The sequence below is a fragment of the Leclercia sp. 119287 genome, from assembly GCF_009734485.1.
In the GTDB taxonomy this organism is placed as follows: domain Bacteria; phylum Pseudomonadota; class Gammaproteobacteria; order Enterobacterales; family Enterobacteriaceae; genus Enterobacter; species Enterobacter adecarboxylatus_C.
Genome location: NZ_CP046445.1, coordinates 3,795,618 through 3,814,998 on the forward strand (window position 1 = coordinate 3,795,618; position 19,381 = coordinate 3,814,998).

The window sequence follows — 19,381 nt, forward strand, 5'->3', positions numbered from 1 at the left end:
AGAGAGGATGAAACTGTCACGGGTTCACGCCGTTAACTGGAACAAGATTGAAGATGATAAGGATCTGGAGGTGTGGAACCGCCTGACCAGCAACTTCTGGCTGCCGGAAAAGGTGCCCCTGTCGAATGACGTCCAGGCCTGGGCCACCCTGAGCCACGCCGAGCAGCAGCTGACCATTCGCGTCTTTACCGGCCTGACCCTGCTCGACACGGTGCAGAACACGGTGGGCGCTCCGGCCCTGATCGCCGATGCGCTGACGCCGCACGAAGAGGCGGTGATGTCGAACATCAGCTTTATGGAGGCGGTGCATGCCCGCTCCTACAGCTCGATCTTCTCCACCCTCTGTCAGACCCGGGACGTGGATGCCGCCTACCGCTGGAGCGAGGAGAGCGACGCGTTGCAGCGCAAAGCTCAGCGGGTGCTGGAACAGTATCGCGCCGACGAGCCGCTGAAGAAGAAGATCGCCAGCGTGTTTCTGGAATCGTTCCTCTTCTACTCCGGCTTCTGGCTGCCGATGTACTGGTCCAGCCGGGGCAAGCTGACCAATACCGCGGATCTGATCCGGCTCATCATCCGCGATGAGGCGGTACACGGGTACTACATTGGCTATAAGTACCAGAAGGGGCTGGAGAAAGTGAGCGCGGCGGAGCGCGAGGATTTAAAAGGCTTTGCGCTGGATCTGCTGATGGATCTGTATGACAACGAGCTGGCCTATACCGAAGAGCTGTACGCCGGAACCGGCTGGGAGGAGGATGTGAAGGCCTTCCTCTGCTATAACGCCAACAAGGCGCTGATGAACCTCGGCTACGAGGCGCTGTTCCCGCCGGAGATGGCCGAGGTCAACCCGGCCATCCTCGCCGCACTTTCGCCGAATGCCGACGAAAACCACGACTTCTTCTCGGGCTCGGGGTCGTCGTATGTGATGGGTAAAGCGGTGGAGACCGAAGACGAGGACTGGAATTTCTAATAATTTCACCCCGAAAAGGGGTGAAAGAGTGGCGCAACGGTTCAGTCGTGAATGTTGACGCCCAGGCAAGCGCGAACAAACTCAGGGTTAAAGTGCTTCACGGCATCCCCGACGTAGCCCAAATCGAGGGCGTCGATCTGCGCCATTTCGCTCTCCGTCAGGGAGAAATCCCAGATAGCAACGTTCTCTTCGATACGTTCCTGATGGGTCGATTTTGGAATGACGGTCACACCGCGCTGGACGTTCCAGCGCAGGACCACCTGAGCAACGCTCTTTTTATGGGCATCGGCAATGCCCTGCAGCATCGCATTTTCATACGGCTTGTGTCGCCCGCCGCCCAAGGGCGCCCAGGCTTCAGGCTGCACGTTGTAATAGCGCATGGTTTCCAGGGCGGCAGGTTGGGCAAAGTACGGATGCAGTTCAACCTGATTGACCATCGGCCTGATTCGGACGGTTTCACAGAAGTTGGCTAAGACGTGAGGATAAAAATTGGACACCCCAATCGCTCTCAGTTTACCGGCTTCATAGGCCTCTTCCATCGCCCGCCACGCGCTGAAATAGTCCCGCATGGCCTGATGCAGCAAGTAGAGATCAAAGTACTCCAGCCCCGATTTTTCTAACGACGCGTCGATACCCGCTTTGGCCGTCTCGTCGCTGGCCATGTCCTGCACCCACAGTTTTGAGGTAATGAACAGCTCTTCCCGGGTGCACAGGCCCCCGGCAATGGCTTCCCGAACGGCGTCGCCCACGGCATCTTCATTGCCATAGACCGCAGCCGTATCGATCAGACGATAGCCTGCCCGAATCGCGCTCAGCACGGACTGTTTACACTCTTCTTTGTCGGTAACCTGAAAAACACCGAAACCGGCCATCGGCATTTTCAGGCCGTTGCTTAATTCTGCATATTCCACGATTGAACTCCTCTGCGCTGTCAAACAGCCATTCTAAAGGACAAAGACGGTGGCGATTAAGAGGCAGAGCCTGACAGGAGTTATGCAAATAATTCATTAATGCCCTTCTCAGATAGCGTTTCTGCTCGCAAGCCCCTCTTTAAAAACAGGCAATGCCGTGCCGGCAACGATGAGGGTGCGCCGCCTGGAGCGTTCAGGCCGCTGTGAGCGCAAAGCGGGCATCAGGATACAGAACAAAAAAAATCGCCAGATGAGTGAGTAAAAGCTACAGTCAATACAGCTCCAACTGGTATGACCACACATAAAAAAGGCTCACCTGATGAATTCAATAATAATACCGGTCACTGAAGGCGGATTTCTGGCTGCCACGTTATGGGAAAAAAACGATGCCAGAGCACTGGTTATCCTTCATCCTGCTACGGCGGTTGTGCAGGCGTTTTACAAAGGCTTCGCAGAGTATCTTAACAACATGGGATTCAGCGTTCTGACTTACGACTACCGTGGGACGGGTCGCTCGAAGTCGGGAATGCTCCGTCACTACAGCGTCTCCATGTCAGACTGGATCGAGCAGGATGTAGGCTGCATAACGGCCTGGGCTAAGGCGCGTTTCCCCGGTCTTAGCCTGCTGGCAGTGGGTCACAGCATTGGTGGGCACGCCGTTCTGCTTTCGACGGCCACCCACTCCCTGAAGGCGGCGGTCATTGTGGCATCACACGCCGGGGTGACCAGTACCATCAAACATACGGCAGAAAAGGTACGCGTATGGTGCTTACTGCGGATTCTCGCGCCAGCGCTATGCCGTATCTTTGGGTATATGCCTGCCAGGCGCCTCGGGCTGGGAGAAGATTTACCCGCGCCTGTGATGCTACAGTGGGGACGCTGGAGCGCAATGCCGGGTTACTTTTACGACGATCCAGACTGGGATGCGCGCCGACGGGCAAGCGAGATAAGGTTACCCTTACTGGTGATGGGTTTTGATGACGATCCCTGGGCTAACCCCGAAGCCATTACACGCCTGCTGGAGCCGGTACAGCACGCAAAAATTGAACGCCAGGAGATACGGCACGCGGAATTCGGTCTCTCAGGCGTCGGCCACATGGGCTTTTTTCGTACGCGATGTGCGGAGAAATTATGGCCTGTCGTCGGTGAGTGGCTGGAGAGTCAGTGCCCGGGATGATAACGACCCTGTCGATTACGAGCCAGAAACAGATTTACGGCCTGCAGCAGAAAGGGAAAATACCGTCCGGATTAAACGTAGCAATGCCGTTATTAAGCCAGGCGGCAAAATAAGCGAACCGCTGTCATGCGAAATTAAGTTAATAAAAAACCCGCTCAGGGCGGGTTTATTTTATTATCAGCAATGCTTAACTGCTCAGGCTATTACCTTCATCGCTATCGTAATAACTACTGATAATTAACGCAGATTACAGGACTGTGACGTTTCCGGCAGCAGGACCTTTAGCGCCATTTTCAATGGTGAAGGAGACTTTCTGGCCTTCTTCAAGGGTTTTGAAGCTGTCGCTCTGGATAGCAGAGAAGTGTACGAAGACATCTTTGCTGCCGTCATCAGGGGTGATAAAGCCAAAACCTTTATCTGCGTTAAACCATTTTACTAAACCAGTCATTTTATTAGACATAGATAATTCCTTAATGATGAGCCACTTAAACGCGGCGATGATGGCCTGTATTGCGAGAGTTACTTACCTGGCACTTAGGAGGAGACTCATGAAGAAGGGTATCTGTGGATAACACTTGAACTGAGGACTGCTTTACTAAAACTGCTTTCGTAAGGTCTGTTTTCCAAACCGATGGCGCTATTAAGACATAGAAAAATTAGCTAAGCAATGTTTATATTATTTATTTTTACCCGTTTAAACACCCGGATGGCTGAATGGCTGATATATCCCCTGTCCTTTAAATTTCCACATTTTCCGATCGGAGGAATATATTCCCAAATAAAGTATGAGCGCAAAAAAAGCAACCCTTGGGGGCTGCTGATTATGATGACAAAGTGCCCGCATTTTTGCCGGGTGGCGCTGCGCTTACCCGGCCTACCGTTTCTGTAGGCCCGTGCAAGCAAAGCGCCGCCGGGCGGCCCTTCGGGGCTGCTATTACCCTTTTGCCAGCGCCTTCAGGTGCTTTTTCAGCTTGTGATATTCATCAATCACGTACTGTTCGGCACCCTGCTGGTCGGCAATCGGCTCCACGCGCACGGCGCAATACTTATACTCCGGCGTTTTGGTAATCGGGCTCAGGTTCTCCGTCACCAGCTCGTTACAGGCTCCGATCCACCACTGGTAGGTCATGTACACCGCACCCATATTCGGGCGATCGCTCACCTGGGCGCGGGTAATGACTTTGCCTTTGCGCGATGTGACCCACACCAGGGCTTCGTCCTCAATACCGAGGCGCTTCGCGTCGGCGGTATTGATCTGCGCATAGCCCGGTTCATCCGCCAGGGCAGCCAGTGCCGCACAGTTACCGGTCATCGAACGGCAAGAGTAGTGGCCAACCTCACGCACCGTCGACAGCACCAGCGGGTACTCGTCGGTGAGCTTGTCGATCGGCGCAACCCAGTCGCAGGTATAGAGCTGTCCCAGCCCGTTCGGGGTGGAGAACTCTTTTTCGAACAGGTAGTCCGTCCCCTGATCGGCCTCTGACTCGTCGCGACACGGCCACTGGATATAGCCCAGCTCGCCCATCTTCTCGTAGGTGGCTCCGAAGAAATCCGGGCACAGATGACGCAGTTCATCCCAGATCTGCCGGGTGTTGTCATAGTGCATCGGATAGCCCATCCGGGTGGCGATCTCGCTGATGATCTGCCAGTCGGTTTTCAGGTCCCACTTCGGCTCTACCGCTTTGAAGAAGCGCTGGAAACCCCGGTCGGCGGCCGTGTAAACCCCCTCGTGCTCACCCCAGGAGGTGGACGGCAGGATCACATCGGCGGCGGCGGCGGTCTTGGTCATAAAGATGTCCTGCACAATGACCAGCTCCAGCTCCTCAAAGGCCTTACGCACCGCGGACAGCTCGGCGTCGGTCTGGAGCGGATCTTCCCCCATGATATAGGCGGCACGCACTTCACCGTGCGCGACCCGGTGCGGCAGCTCGCTGATGCGGTACCCGGTATGGGCAGGCAGCGATTCCACGCCCCAGGCTTTGGCGAACTTAGCCCGGTTTTCCGGGTTGTTGATGTACTGATAGCCCGGATAGGTATCCGGCAGCGCACCCATGTCGCACGCGCCCTGCACGTTGTTCTGCCCGCGCACCGGGTTAACCCCTGCGTAAGGCTTGCCGAGGTTGCCGGTCAGCAGCGCCAGGCTGGTGAGGGAACGTACGGTTTCCACGCCCTGGTAGAACTGGGTCACGCCCATGCCCCACAGAATGGCCGCGTTTTCCGCTGCGGCATACATCCGTGCCGCCTGGCGGATCTCCTGGGCGCTGACCCCGGTGATGTCTTCAACGGACTCCGGCGTGTAGCCTTCAACGATTTTGCGATACTCCTCGAAGCCTTCGGTACGGGCCGCCACAAAGGCGCGGTCGTACAGCTGCTCTTCGATAATCACGTGCCCCATCGCGTTGAGCAGCGCGATGTTGGAGCCGTTTTTCAGGGCGATGTGCATATCGGCAATACGCGCGGTTTCAATTTTGCGCGGATCGCAGACGATAATCTTCGCCCCGTTGCGTTTGGCTTTGATCACCCGGTTCGCCACGATAGGGTGCGAATCCGCCGGGTTATAGCCAAAAATAAAGACCATATCGGCATTCTCGATGCCAACAATGGAGTTACTCATTGCGCCGTTACCGACCGACTGGTGCAGACCTGCAACCGATGGGCCGTGTCAGACGCGCGCGCAGCAGTCGACATTGTTGGTGCCGACTGCCGCGCGGGCAAATTTTTGCATGATGTAGTTGGTTTCATTCCCGGTGCCGCGCGATGACCCGGTGGTCATGATCGCGTCCGGGCCGTGTGCGGCTTTGATCGCACAGAGTTTAGTGGCAACGTAATCCAGCGCTTCGTCCCAGGAGACGGCCTCCAGCTTGCCGCCGCGCTCGCGACGGATCATCGGTGACTTCAGGCGCGGGGTGAGGATCTGCGTATCGTTGATAAAATCCCAGCCGTAGTAGCCTTTCAGGCAAAGATCGCCCTGATTGGTCTTACCCTGTGCCGCTTCAGCCTTGACGACTTTGCCGTTATCGACCACCAGGTTGATTTTGCAACCCGATGCGCAATAGGGGCAAACCGTGACGACTTTCTTCATCGGTAGTTACTCCGTTAGTAATATGTCCTCAGCGGTATGCATGAAGTGTGCCAGCATGAAATTTGAAGTTAAGTAGCTGAAATAGTGGAAAAATAGAGGAAGAGTTTTACGGGGGAGCAGCCGTTCGTCATAAATGTCATGACGAACGGACAGCGATGACGTTAGCGTACGATCAGCGCGTCGTAGCCTTTGAAGCGGTAGTTAATCAGAGAGGCGATCCAGCAGAGGATAAACAGCCCGACCACGATAAACCCGGCGTTGCCCAGGTTGTCATTCAGCGCCGCCACGTCGTTCCACAGCCCGCCCGTCAGACCAAACTTATCCGCCAGCAGGCCCAGCGCTTCCAGCCCGCCAATAAACAGCGCCACCACCACCGAGGTGCCGGTGATGGTCATGTTGTAGTAGAGCTTGCGCTGCGGCTTGTTGAAGGCCCAGCCGTAGGCACCCACCATAATCAGGTTGTCGAGCGTGTCGATCAGCGCCATACCGCTGGTAAACAGCAGCGGGAAGACCATGATCGCCCATACCGACATGCCGCTGGAGGCCCCGGCTGCGGAGATCCCCAGCACCCCGATCTCGGTGGCGGTATCAAAGCCGAGGCCAAACAGAAAGCCTACCAGATACATATGCCAGCTGCGGGTTACCAGGCGGAACGCCGAGCGGAACAGCCAGTTCATCACCCCGCCGCGGGCAAAGGAGACCTCTTCCGGCACCTTCTCGCCGCGCTTCATTTTGTTAAAGCTGCCCCAGACGTCGCGCAGAATAACCAGGTTCACCAGCGCCATCGCCAGCAGGAAAAAGGCCGACACCGCCGTGCCGATGGTGCCGCCGGTCTCGTGGAACAATTCCATGTTACGGCTGAAAGCGGTAGCGGTCGCGGCGATGGCAATCGAGGCCAGCACCACAATGGAGGAGTGCCCCAGCGAGAACCAGGCCCCCACGCCGCACGGGCGTTTGCCCTGCTGCATCATCTTACGGGTGACGTTATCAATGGCGGCGATGTGGTCCGCGTCCACCGCGTGACGCAGGCCGTAGCACCAGGCCAGCAGGCTGGCCGCCATCAGCGACGGGGTGTTATGAAAGAGGTAGAACGCGGTTCCCCAGGCGAGAATATTGGTGGCGATCAGGGCCAGCATCAGCGCCATGGCTTTGGGGTGGTTGTTGAAGTATTTGATAAACATCGTGATATCCCGATTTAAGAAAGAGATGCGGCAGCAATCACCGCCTGTCCAAATGCAATCGCGCCGTCTCCGGCGGGCAAGCGCCCGGGAAACAGCACGGTAAAATCGTCAAACCAGAATTGCAGGCGTTCCCGCAGGAGCCGGTTGTGCATGACCCCGCCGCTACAGACGATGGTGTCGAGGTTGCAGCGGCGGGCATGCTGCGCCGCCAGCGTCGCCAGCCCGCTGGCCAGCGCGTCGTGGAACGCCCACGCGCGTTCTGCGTCAGAGGCCTGCCAGCCCAGCCACTGGTGCCAGAAGGTGGCCATATCCAGCTCGCCGTCGCGTACCGGCAAGGTGACCGGATGGCTGACCGGCCCGCCGCGCAGCGCCAGGGCCTCCAGCCGACAGGCGGCCTCCCCTTCGTAGCTGAGCTGCGCCGGCGCGCAGCCCGTTGCGGCGGCCACCGCATCAAACAGCCGTCCGGCAGACGAGGCCAGCGGAGAATTCACCCCGCGGGCGATGGCCTGGGCCAGCGGCGGCCAGGGTTTATCCAGCAGCACCCGCGCCTCGGCGCGGGTTTGCCACCCGGGCACAAAGGCCTGGAACTGGGCCAGCAGGTTGCGCCACGGCTGGCGTGCCGCCAGGTCGCCGCCCGGCAGCGCCACCGCAGGCAGCCCGCCGAGCCGGTCACAGCGGCGGTAGTTGACCCGCAGGCACTCCCCACCCCACAACTCGCCGTTTTCCCCCTGGCCCAGCCCGTCAAGGACCAGGGCGATGACGTCCCCGCCGTCGCGCGGCCAGCCATGTTCCGCCAGGCAGGCCGCGGCGTGGGCGTGGTGATGCAGCACGCGATGGTGGGGATACGGCATCTGCTCCCCGAGCCGGGTGGAGCGATAGCCGGGATGGGCGTCGGTCACCACCCCTTCCGGGCTGAACTGCCAGAGATCCTGAAGCACGGTCAGGGCCTGCTGCCACTGGGCCAGCGCCTCGTCATCCTCCAGATCGCCCAGGTGCTGGCTCAGGATCGCCTCCCCGCCGCGCACCAGGCAGAAGGTGTTTTTCAGATCCGCGCCAAGGCATAAAAGCGAAGGTACATTGGCAAAACCGGGCGGCAACGGCAGCGCGTCCGGGACAAAGCCCCGGGAGCGGCGCAGCATTTCGCCGCTGGCGCGCAGCACCGAGTCGTCCATGCGCTGAACGATGTCGCGGTTATGCAGCAGCCAGCTGTCGGCAATCCCATCCAGATCCTGCATGGCCCGGTCGTTGGTCAGCGCCGGAGGGCAGCCGTTCAGGTTGCCGGAGGTCATCACCAGGGGACGATCCAGATCCTGCATCAGGAGATGCTGGAGCGGATTGGCCGCCAGCATAACCCCCACCTCGTTCAGCCTCGGGGCGATGGCCTCGCAGCAGCTCAGGAGACGTTTATCCACCAGCACAATGGGTGCCGCCGTGGAGCGCAGCAGCGCCTGCGCTTCTGCAGGAAGTGCAGTGGCTAATCGCGGCGGGATCATCACCCCCAGCGGTTTCGCCGGACGCCGCTTGCGCGCGCGCAGCCGGTTAACCGCCAGCGTATTGCCGGCATCGCAGGCCAGATGGAAGCCGCCCAGCCCCTTTATCGCCACGATCCCGCCCTGCTTCAGTGCCTCCACCGCAGCCCGCAGGGCGCTATCTTTCTCTTCACGCCACTCGCTGCACACCCAGCTCAGCTGTGGCCCGCAGTCGGGGCAGGCCACCGGCTGGGCGTGGAAGCGCCGGTCAGCCGGATTGCGGTACTCCGCCTCGCAGGCCGGACAGAGGGTAAACTCCGCCATGGTGGTGGCCGGGCGGTCGTAGGGCATCGCCCGGATAATGGTGAAGCGTGGCCCGCAGTGGGTACAGTTGATAAAGGGATAACGGTAGCGACGCTCGCCCGGGTCGTTCATCTCGGCCAGACATTGCGGGCAGGTGGCGGCATCCGGCACCACCTGGGTGGTCATCTTTCCCTGCCCGCTGGGCAGAATGGTGAAGGCCTCCGGCAACGAGGCCCAGTGCCACGGCTGCTCGCTGATGTCGTCAATGCGCGCCAGCGGCGGGCCTCCGGCGGCCAGCCGGGTGATAAAATCCTGCGCCTCACCGGTCAGGCGCACCACCACCCCTGCTCCGTCGTTGCAGACGTCGCCTTTCAGCCCCAGCTGCCGGGCCAGTTGCCAGACCCAGGGGCGAAACCCCACCCCCTGGACTTTGCCGCGAATGCGCAGCAGCGTGCCGTTTGTACACATTAATTAACTCTCTACCGCCTCACGCAGGCGTTGTTTCATCGCGCTGTAGGTGGTCTGGGCATAGTTTTCTGCCCAGGCTTGATCGGCAATAGTGTCGATCTTCACCGCGCAGTATTTGGTTTCCGGCGTTTTCGAGACCGGGTCGAGGTTGTCCTGGGTCAGCTCGTTGCAGGCCCCAATCCACCACTGATAGGTCATGTATACCGCCCCTTGATTGATGCGTTCGCTCACGTCGGCGCGGCTGATCACCTTCCCGCGGCGGGAGCTGACCCACACCAGCTGACGATCGCGGATGCCGAGCTGCTGCGCATCCTGCGGGTTGATCTGCACAAAGCCCGGCTCATCCGCCAGGGTTTGCAGCGCCGCGCAGTTGCCGGTCATCGAACGGCAGGAGTAGTGCCCCACCTCGCGCACGGTGCAGAGCACCAGCGGATAGTCGGCGTCCGGCATCTCCGCCGGTTTGCGCCATGGCGCGGCAAACAGCTGCCCTTTGCCGCTCGGGGTGTCGAAGCGGTTGTCCGCGTAGAGCCACGGCGTGCCCGGATGATCGAGGGTCGGACACGGCCACTGGATGTGCCCCATCTCGCCCATTTTTTCGTACGTCACGCCGTAGAACAGCGGGCACAGCTCGCGCATTTCATCCCAGATCTGCTGGTTATCACGGTACGCCATCGGGTAGCCCATCGCGGTGGCGATCAGGCTGATGATCTCCCAGTCGCGCTTGACGTTGCCCTTGGGCTCAACGGCTTTTTCAAAACGCTGGAAGCCGCGGTCGGCGCAGGTGAAGACCCCGCCGTGCTCGCCCCAGGAGGTGGCGGGCAGCAGCACGTCCGCCGCCTCGGCGGTTTTGGTCATAAAGATGTCCTGCACCACCACGAAGTCGAGGGCGTCAAACCCTTTGCGCACCAGGCCCAGATCGGCTTCGGTCTGGAGCGGATCTTCACCCATGATGTAATAGGCTTTGACCTTGCCCTCCAGCGCGAGGTGCGGCACTTCGGTGATCCGCACGCCGACCTGGTCATCCATCCGCGCAGGATCGACGCCCCACGCCCGGGCGAATTTCTCCCGCACCTGGGGGTCCGTCACGTCCTGATAGCCGGGGAACTGGTTGGGGATCACCCCCATGTCGCACGCGCCCTGGACGTTATTTTGCCCGCGCACCGGGCCGACGCCGCAGTGTTCGCGCCCGAGGTTGCCGGTAAGCAGCGCCAGGGTGGAGAGCCCTTTCACCACGTCCACCGCCTGCCCGAACTGGGTCACACCCATCCCCCACATCACGGTGGCGGACGGCGCGGCGGCATAGATGCGCATCGCATCGCGGATCTGCCGGGCACTGACCCCGGTAATCTCCTCGACGTTTTCCGGGGCGTAGTCGCGGACCGTTTCGCGCAGCGCGTCCAGCCCTTCGGTGTAGCGGGCGACGTAATCGCTGTTGTAGAGGCTCTCGTCCAGCAGGGTGTAGATGAAGGCGTTCACCAGCGCCATGTTGCAGCCGTTGTGGATCTGCAAATGCCGGTCGGCGATGCGCGCGGTTTCAATTTTGCGCGGATCGCAGACGATCACCCGGGCGCCGTTCTGTTTGGCTTTGATCACCCGGCGGGCGACGATTGGGTGCGAGTCGGCGCAGTTGTAGCCGAAGATCAGCAGGCATTTTGAGTTTTCGATATCGCTGATGGAGTTGCTCATCGCCCCGTTGCCCAGCGTCTCCTGCAGCCCGGCCACGCTCGGCCCGTGGCAGACGCGGGCGCAGCAGTCGACGTTGTTGGTGTTGAGCACCCCGCGGGCAAACTTCTGCATCACGTAGTTGGTTTCATTCCCGGTGCCGCGGGAGGAGCCGGTGGTCATGATGGCGCGCGGGCCATAGTTAGCCTTGATTTCACTCAGGCGTCGGGCGGTGTAGCGAATGGCTTCATCCCAGGAGACGGGCACAAATTTGCCGCCCTTCTGGTAGCGGATCATTGGCTGGGTGAGGCGCGGCGTCAGCAGCCGGGTGTCGTTGAGAAAATCCCAGCCGTAATAACCTTTCAGGCACAGCTGATTCTGGTTGGTGACGCCCTGCGCGCCCTCCGCACGAACGATTTTATTGTTGTCGACAACGAGTTTTAATTTACAGCCCGCACCGCAGTACGGGCAGACGCTGGTGATTTTTTTCATCAGTAACAGACCTGCTAAAAGTGAAAAGAGAGGCAGAGGCTTAGAGCATCTGCGAGGAAACGGAGTCCAGCGCCGCGCGGCGGCGTTTCTCGAGACTCAACTGCTCAAGCTTCTGCCTGTCGATGCAGACAATGGCATTGGTCGGGCAGGCCTGAATGCAGGCGGGGCCGTCCGGCTGGTGGTAGCAGAGGTCGCACTTGTTGGCCTCGGCCTTCTCCGACATCACGTTCAGCCCGGCGCCAATGCTGCGCACAACCGGACGCAGCACCACTTCCATCGCGCCGTACGGGCAGGCCACCACGCAGGTTTTGCACCCGATGCAGCGCTCCTGGTGGACGTGAACAAAGTCGTTATCGCGGGTGATGGCCCCGTTCGGGCAGACGCTGGCGCAAGGGGCGTCTTCGCACTGGCGACACATGGTGGCCGTGGAGACGTTGACGCCTTTGATGACGTGAATGCGCGGCAGGAAGTTCTGCGGGGTCAGTGAGGCGCAGTCCTGGGTGTCGTGGTGCGACACCACGCAGGCCACTTCACAGGTACGACAGCCGATGCATTTGCTGGCATCGGCAATGATAAAGCGATTCATCCTTTAACTCCGGCTAGGTAATAAGCGAGGTTGGGTATGCATAAATCGCGCCAGAAATTATGACATTGAATTTAAAGGTTTTTATTACGGCGTGTCGCTGTCGTCGTCAGAAATGACGATGGCAGGATTGACGCTGAGGCAGTAAATTACTATTCCGTAGTAATACAACGTTGTTCACTCGCTTATTTTCCATAATAAATAAGCACGCTTACTATTACACATAATGATCCTGAATATACGTTCGTTTCGGCATTTTAGCGAAGCGGTGATAGTAATGTATTATTTCTTATAATGGTTTTTAAACTTTTATATCATTGCTTTTAACTTGACCAAATTAATAATCAATTATTATCGAGGTTTCCCTCACATATTTTCCGGGAAAAATTCACATCTGTTGTTGGATTGCTGGATAGTTATTGAAGGTGGTTGCTTTTTGACTTTATTAAATATCAGGGTTCGCTTATCTGTAGCCTGTTATTAATCTGGCACAGGAGTCGTTGCGATTTTCCAGCAGGAGCTAAGTGTATCTGTTCGTTAGCAAATCCAGGAGTGTAATGCGGGAGTCGCATACCGGCTGCGCATTTTCATGCCTTTTCATAATCATTATTGAGAGTAATGAACATGAACAATGTCAAAAAGCATGACCTGAAATATCTCCTCCAGCAAAACGCTATAACACAAGCGTATGTCGACGGAGCCAACGCTAATATACTCCGTCAGGTGCCATTCACTATAAGTCCCCCGGATGTTGGATTTAGCCACCCGGCCACACGGCAAGACAAGTCTGCTACCACAGATCATTCCTTCCAGCGCTTATTTAATCCCACTTATAAAACGGAATACGTCGGGACAGGGTCGGTTATCGATCCGCCGTCAGGAATGAACAGTAACCAGACTGCCAGCATCTTATCCAAAGTTGAAGTGAACAAAGCTCCCGAACCCATTATCCTGGCGAGCAAGAAGACCTCGGCGGACGACGATGATGATGACGTCGGTGGCGGCGAAGACGATGTTGGCGGCGACGGAGCCTTCTCGCTCACCGCCAGCGATGTCGCCAACCTGAAGAATCTCGTCAACGGGCGTGAAGGCGGTGAAGACAACGATGCCCTCGGGATCCGCGATCTCGAAGGCACCGGCAATAACCGTGCTCACCTTGACTATGGTTCAGCCGATCAGCCGTTCATCCGGCTCACCGACGCGCACTACGGCGCTTACAATGAGACGACGCACAACCGCGACATCAACCCCCTGTTCTCCGGGCTGGATCCGCGTGCCATCAGCGATGCCCTTGGCACACAGGAAGCAGAGCTTTCCGGCAACGCCGCTGGCGTGAACAGCTTGTTCACGGCCTTCGGTCAGTACTTCGATCACGGTCTCGATTTCCTCGGTAAGGGCGGGAACGGAACCATCCAGATTGGTGCGCCGGGCTCGGCGCCCAATCCTGCGGACCTGACTCGCGGCACCGTTGACAGCATTGATGCCAATGGCATCCCGCAGCATCTCAATAAGACATCGCCCTTCGCTGACCAGAATCAAACTTATGGCTCGAACGAACTCGTCGGCCAGTTCCTGCGTGAAGGCGACGGACTGGGCGGATTTACGGGCAAGCTGCTGGAGGGCGGACTGGATCCCTCCAATCCGAATTTCAAACTGCTGCCCACGCTGAGGGAACTGATCCTGCATCACTGGAACAACAACACGCTGTTCACTGATAACTCGCTGCCGGGCGACCACAACGTGACCTTCCGGGAGTACTATGCCGGACTGGTCGACAGCAATGGCGTTATCAATCAGTCGATGCTTCCTGCCATGACCTCTAATTACATGGGAAGTGGCTTTGCGCTGCTGCTCGACACCAACCCCTTTATCAACCTGCTCGACCACTACGTGGCGGGTGATGGACGGGCTAACGAGAACATCGCACTCACTGCGGTCCATAACATCTGGGCGCGGAATCACAACTTCCACGTCAACGGATTGATCGACGCCGGATTTGTTGGAACAGCGGAAGAGCTGTTCCAGGCGGCCAAGATCATCAACGAGGCTGAATATCAGCGCGTGATTTACACCGACTTTGCCGACAAGCTACTGGGCGGCATGAGAGGTGAAGGCGATCACGGCTTCGCCGGGTACAACCCGGAAACGGATGCCCGCGTCTCGCACGAGTTCGCGGTGGCGGCTTACCGGTTCGGTCACTCGCTGATAGGGCAGACGCTGACGGTACTCGACGCGCAGGGCAATGCAACGGAGGTGCCGCTGTTCGACGCGTTCCTCAACCCGACCAACGATACGAGCGCGTTCAACTTCCCCAAAGCGCAACTGCCCTACTCTCCACAGCCAGGCTATGAGCAGTTGGGTGCCGCCGGGATCATTGCCGGGGGTGTTGTCCAGGCAGCGGAAGAAGTCGACGTTAATATAGTCGATGCTGTGCGAAACGACCTGGTTCGTATGAGTGCTGACGTGTTCGCCTTCGACGTCGCCCGCGAGTGGGATGTCGGTCTGGGTTCGATGAACCAGATCCGGGCCGACCTGATGGCCTCTCGCGATCCGTACGTGAAGGAGGCAGTCAGCTTTGCTGGCGATCTCACACCCTACAGTTCATGGGAGGACTTCCAGGCCCGAAACAATCTCAGCGACACCGTCATTGCGCAATTTAAGCAGGCCTATCCAGACCTCGTGCTGGAGGATTCTCAGATTGCAGGCTTCCTGGCGGCCAACCCTGGCTATCAATTTGTTAACGGCAACACCGTCAAAGGCATCGACAGAGTGGATCTGTTCGTAGGCGGACTGGCCGAGAAGCACATCAATGGCGGTGTGGTGGGCCAGACCTTCTGGGTCATCATCCACGAGCAGCTTGACCGCATCCAGGAAGGTGACAGGCTTTATTACATCGATCGCGTGGAGCATCTGGATTTTTACGATGTCCTCGAGGAGCAGGGCTTTGCCGCGATCGTGGCACGCAACACCGGCCTGACCAATCTTCCCGAGAACATCTTCGGGACCAGTCAGCTCGATAAACCGCCGGTCGTAGCCAACAACAACCTCGTCCTGAATGGCGGGAACGGCAATGACATCCTCAATGGCGGGCTCGGTCACGACGTTCTGAACGGTGGCGGCGGCAACGACACGCTCAACGGTGGGGCTGGCAACGATAGCCTCAACGGTGGCATCGGCGCCGATGCGATGGCGGGCGGCCTCGGAAATGATACCTATGCTGTTGATAATAAAGGAGATTTAGTCACGGAAATGCTTAATGGCGGGACGGACGTTGTCCAGACTACGCTCAACACTTACACCTTAACCAGTAACGTTGAAAACCTGGTGTTCACCGGGACAGGCGCTTTCACCGCCAAAGGGAATGCCCTTGCCAACACCATTACCGGTGGCAGCGGTAATGACGCCCTTGATGGAGGTGACGGTGCCGATATCCTTCAGGGCGGGGCCGGTAACGATAAACTGACAGGCGGAGCGGGTAACGACAGGCTCGAGGGTGGCGCGGGTGCCGATACCCTGACAGGGGGTTCAGGAGACGATATTTATCTGGTTGATAATACGAAGGATATCGTCAAGGAAGATCTTAATAGCGGGACGAATGATGTTGTCCAGACCACCCTCCAGAGTTACACGCTGACCAACAACGTGGAAACCCTGGTGTTCACCGGGACAGGCGCTTTCACCGGCAGAGGGAATGCCATTGCCAACACCATCACCGGTGGCAGCGGTAATGACGCGTTGTATGGGATGGGAGGAAACGACCAGCTGAACGGCGGAGCGGGAAATGACGCTCTTGATGGGGGTGACGGAGCCGATACCCTTCAGGGCGGTGCCGGTAACGATAAACTGACAGGCGGAGCGGGTAACGACAGGCTCGAGGGCGGCCAGGGTGACGATATCCTGAATGGGGGTGCCGGAAATGACACCTTCGTCTTTAGCGCAGGCTTCGGGCGAGACCGTATTACCGGCGGCTTCGACAGTAATCCCAGCGGCGGACAGGACTACCTCGATCTGAGTGCGTTGGGCATTAGTGTGGCGAACTTTGCCAGCAGCGTCACTATTGCCGGGGGAGCCGGTAACAGTACCCTGATTACCCTCGGCAACCCTGCTAATGGCAATGTCATTACGTTAGAGAACGTAAAGGCTAACAGCATCGATATGCATGACTTTGTTCTGATCGCATAAGGAGAAGACCAGTTTACGCCAGTACAGGCCAACAGAACTATAGAGTTTAGTAAAGGGGACGAAATCTACCTTTATGAAGCTGTTTTAGTTTTGTTATTACCAGGCTTGTGCTGGCGATTTGGTGAAATATTCAAGGCGTTGATGGCTATTCACCCAAAGCAATAATCATTCCATGAGTCACGGTAAATAATATTCCCATCCGTGTATTTCCAGGTGATCGCCTCATAACGTAATTCCAGCGTTTCAAGATGCGTGCTACTCATTCCATTCGGAGCCAGATAGGGTGCAACAGTTGTAAATTTCACATTCTCCAGAATAATATTAAAGTACTCAGCCTCTATACCTGAATCGAGGATTCGGTACATCTTAATTGTGGCTTTCTTCATCGTTCTTCCTTCACATACCGCACGATAAAGAAGAGGCGTGGTCCGGTCGAACTCTTTTACTATAGTGATGGGACGATGGACACGTGTCCCGGTAAGCTTTCCCAGGTTCGGATCCACCGGAATAGTGACGCCGTGGGAAAACGACTTAAGCTCAATTGAACCTAACCGTAACGGCATTATGCAGCCTCCTACAACTTGAGAGCCATTTTCATCTTCAAGCCATAAATGGGCTGGTGTTGACATATAACGTCCTTATTATTTCAAAAAAAGATGGGCTTACCATTTAATGAAAATCAAAACAACTAAAAAAAAGACAGGAACAGGCCATAAAGGACCGTTTGGAAAAAAATGTAACAGCACGAATGCGAATAATATTGTTAATATACCCGGACCGTAGTCGGCGAGCAAAGACTTAAATATTCGCCTGAATATTCTATATATAATATTCATGATTATTTAATCATCTTAGTGATGATATCGGCTATATCGTTATCCGATGTTGAATGAGAGAATGCTCCGGCTCGTTCAAATAATGGCTCTATCAGAAAATACATTATTTCAAGCTCCCGTGAGTACAACGCTGCGTAATAGGCTGGATATAGATATTTCAGTCGTTGCGCACTGTCAGCCGCTTTCTGAACGGCGCCATACATACCCGCAAGGGCAACAACCCCTCTGGCCTTACTACCTACCAGGGCACTCATTTCGAGACGTAAGTTCATTCCAATAGCGACACAGTAAGCGACCGCTAGCGCGAATCCGGCGTTGGTGAGAGAACTTGCGGCAATATGAATGTTAACCGCCATTAACTTACGCTTGATATTCTCTAGCTGTTCTGACGTTTTGCACTGAAATATATCATCAAAATAAATACGAAGCATTTCATAAGCAATATCGTTGTTCTGAAAGACATGAACAACGCCATTTGCAAAACGAATATCTTCACTCTTTTGGTTTCTACAAACATCCTGATAATCATCAGTAAAACAGGAGGTGTAATAAAGGGCACGTTTAGCACCTGCGCCTATAGTTTCTATCTGCCTTGAAACCATTTCTTTAACGCCTGTTAGTGCACGATCGAGCTTTAACGCAAGAATATTGTTTGCTTGTAAATAGCTAATAACGTCATTGTTATAATTCATAGCCGCCCCTGGCAATTTAGCTTAAGTTATCATGACGAGTATAAGAACTAAAATCTGATGAGTAAATAAGCAAATAACATTTTGCAAGTAATACACTTATAATAGAACCTTTAAACGATCCGCATAATAGCTATAGCATTTATAGGTGCTGTCATGGACATAAGTCACGATGATAGTTCTGGTATTTTCGCTGTGGGTGTTGAAGAGGTGGAATATATCATTTTCATGACAAACCGTAGTATTAGCATTGTAGGCCGGGCAAGCGAAGCGCCCCCGGCATGGCTTTTCTGGAAGGCGCCTCGCAAACCTTAAAGTAACCCTATGTAATTAATGGTTAAGGCTTTTAATCCCGTTATCAGGCTCGTAAAGTGACTGCGTTGCGGCACATCCGCAATCGGGTGTAGGAACCCGTATTCTACAGAGCGATATTTGTATGTCGCGACAGTGCATATCCCGTAAAATCACGGTGGCACTGGCGGAGCAGCCGAAAGGCTGGCCGTTTTTCTCTGTGGGCGGCATTCCTACCTCCGTCAGTGCTGCCTCCTTTGAGCGTAGGAACTTTTAGGATGGTTAAATCAATTAATACAGAGAGGATGTCATGATGACTACTATCCCAACCCTGCCTTACCCGCAATCTGACGAACAGGTTATTCCCCCTTCCCTGACTACGCCACTTTCTGCTGCTGCGGATCTCTTTGAGGTCGCCGATCGCTGCGCCGCGCTGGTGAGCGTGTTGATCGAAACGGACGACAGAGCATCCCGCACTGCGCTCTGCGAAGGTCTGCTGCACGCGCTGCGCCAGCTGCGTGAACGCTGTGATGCCGAACTCCCTCCGCACCTTATCGCGCAGTTGATCCAGGGGGAAACACTCACCTCCTGTATGCCGGACTGCTGGCAGGAAACTGCTCCCCAGGTGGATTATGCCCTGGCTTTAGTGCAGGCAATTCTGGGCGGAACGTTGCCCGCCAGCGTCGAGAAAGAACTGACGGGGCTGCTGCACGATCTGGTCTGGCTGGTTAATGAGTTTGTGAAGGAGCCGTATATTACGGTGCATTGAATGCGGCTGGAAGTCCGTGAAGGCTGACTCGTTTCAGGTTGTGATAAGGGGCTGTGGAAGGCCCCTTAATGCGGTTGAGGATGAGGTTAGCGTTGGGGCTGGTGTTCGATTTTTTATAAGACGACAACATCGGTTGTTACCTATGAGAAACAATGGATGTCTGTTAAGAGCGAGGAGCGGACATTTCCTTCCATGATGAGACAGGAAGATTTTTGAAAGTGTATGGTCTGTTTACCGGGATACTTACAACCGCACCTGAGAGTCCAAACCGACTATAGAATTGTGTCCGCGTAATGTAGGTTGGCACACTATTTGTGAA

General features: G+C 56.3%; 13 protein-coding genes. 4 read left to right on the top strand and 9 right to left on the bottom strand.

What is annotated here, in order from left to right; all coding sequences use genetic code 11:
- The first annotated feature begins 7 nt into the window (after nucleotides 1-7).
- Nucleotides 8-967: a class 1b ribonucleoside-diphosphate reductase subunit beta gene (nrdF, locus tag GNG27_RS18205; protein WP_156264482.1), complete on the top strand. Its 960-nt coding sequence runs from the start codon at nucleotides 8-10 to the stop codon at nucleotides 965-967.
- A 41-nt stretch (nucleotides 968-1,008) separates the two neighbouring features.
- Here the strand turns inward: nrdF and GNG27_RS18210 are convergent, their stop codons facing one another.
- A complete protein-coding gene (locus tag GNG27_RS18210; RefSeq protein WP_142486849.1) occupies nucleotides 1,009-1,878 on the bottom strand; it encodes an aldo/keto reductase in 870 nt (289 codons plus the stop codon).
- 319 nt (nucleotides 1,879-2,197) lie between these two features.
- On the opposite strand from GNG27_RS18210, the gene GNG27_RS18215 reads away from it, so the two are divergent.
- Nucleotides 2,198-3,055 carry an alpha/beta fold hydrolase gene (locus GNG27_RS18215; RefSeq protein WP_156264483.1) on the top strand — a complete coding sequence of 286 codons (858 nt, stop codon included), beginning with the start codon at nucleotides 2,198-2,200 and terminating at the stop codon, nucleotides 3,053-3,055.
- Between the two features lie 247 nt (nucleotides 3,056-3,302).
- Here the strand turns inward: GNG27_RS18215 and cspA are convergent, their stop codons facing one another.
- The 6 genes from cspA to hydN form a co-directional block, all read right to left on the bottom strand.
- Nucleotides 3,303-3,515 (bottom strand): RNA chaperone/antiterminator CspA, encoded by a 213-nt coding sequence (gene cspA, locus GNG27_RS18220; RefSeq protein ID WP_106994905.1) that lies wholly within the window; start codon nucleotides 3,513-3,515, stop codon nucleotides 3,303-3,305.
- A 474-nt stretch (nucleotides 3,516-3,989) separates the two neighbouring features.
- Nucleotides 3,990-6,137: a formate dehydrogenase subunit alpha gene (gene fdhF / locus GNG27_RS18225; RefSeq protein WP_156264484.1), complete on the bottom strand. Its 2,148-nt coding sequence runs from the start codon at nucleotides 6,135-6,137 to the stop codon at nucleotides 3,990-3,992.
- Between the two features lie 161 nt (nucleotides 6,138-6,298).
- A complete protein-coding gene (locus GNG27_RS18230; RefSeq protein ID WP_156264485.1) occupies nucleotides 6,299-7,318 on the bottom strand; it encodes a HoxN/HupN/NixA family nickel/cobalt transporter in 1,020 nt (339 codons plus the stop codon).
- Between the two features lie 14 nt (nucleotides 7,319-7,332).
- Nucleotides 7,333-9,558, bottom strand: coding sequence for a carbamoyltransferase HypF (hypF, locus tag GNG27_RS18235; protein ID WP_156264486.1), 2,226 nt, complete (start codon nucleotides 9,556-9,558; stop codon nucleotides 7,333-7,335).
- A 3-nt stretch (nucleotides 9,559-9,561) separates the two neighbouring features.
- On the bottom strand, nucleotides 9,562-11,712 hold the full coding sequence (fdhF, locus tag GNG27_RS18240; RefSeq protein ID WP_156264487.1) for a formate dehydrogenase subunit alpha: 2,151 nt from the start codon (nucleotides 11,710-11,712) through the stop codon (nucleotides 9,562-9,564).
- 40 nt (nucleotides 11,713-11,752) lie between these two features.
- On the bottom strand, nucleotides 11,753-12,298 hold the full coding sequence (hydN, locus tag GNG27_RS18245; RefSeq protein WP_142486855.1) for an electron transport protein HydN: 546 nt from the start codon (nucleotides 12,296-12,298) through the stop codon (nucleotides 11,753-11,755).
- A 615-nt stretch (nucleotides 12,299-12,913) separates the two neighbouring features.
- On the opposite strand from hydN, the gene GNG27_RS18250 reads away from it, so the two are divergent.
- Nucleotides 12,914-16,477, top strand: coding sequence for a peroxidase family protein (locus GNG27_RS18250; RefSeq protein ID WP_156264488.1), 3,564 nt, complete (start codon nucleotides 12,914-12,916; stop codon nucleotides 16,475-16,477).
- A gap of 149 nt (nucleotides 16,478-16,626) precedes the next feature.
- Here the strand turns inward: GNG27_RS18250 and GNG27_RS18255 are convergent, their stop codons facing one another.
- Together GNG27_RS18255 and GNG27_RS18260 are read right to left on the bottom strand one after the other, a co-directional pair.
- The gene (locus GNG27_RS18255; RefSeq protein WP_156264489.1) at nucleotides 16,627-17,106 is read right to left on the bottom strand and encodes a type VI secretion system tube protein TssD; all 480 of its coding nucleotides are present in this window, start codon (nucleotides 17,104-17,106) and stop codon (nucleotides 16,627-16,629) included.
- A gap of 209 nt (nucleotides 17,107-17,315) precedes the next feature.
- Nucleotides 17,316-18,005 (bottom strand): hypothetical protein, encoded by a 690-nt coding sequence (locus tag GNG27_RS18260; protein WP_156264490.1) that lies wholly within the window; start codon nucleotides 18,003-18,005, stop codon nucleotides 17,316-17,318.
- 601 nt (nucleotides 18,006-18,606) lie between these two features.
- On the opposite strand from GNG27_RS18260, the gene GNG27_RS18270 reads away from it, so the two are divergent.
- Nucleotides 18,607-19,062, top strand: a complete 456-nt coding sequence (locus GNG27_RS18270; protein WP_156264491.1) for a hypothetical protein — start codon at nucleotides 18,607-18,609, stop codon at nucleotides 19,060-19,062.
- The last annotated feature ends 319 nt before the right edge of the window (nucleotides 19,063-19,381 follow it).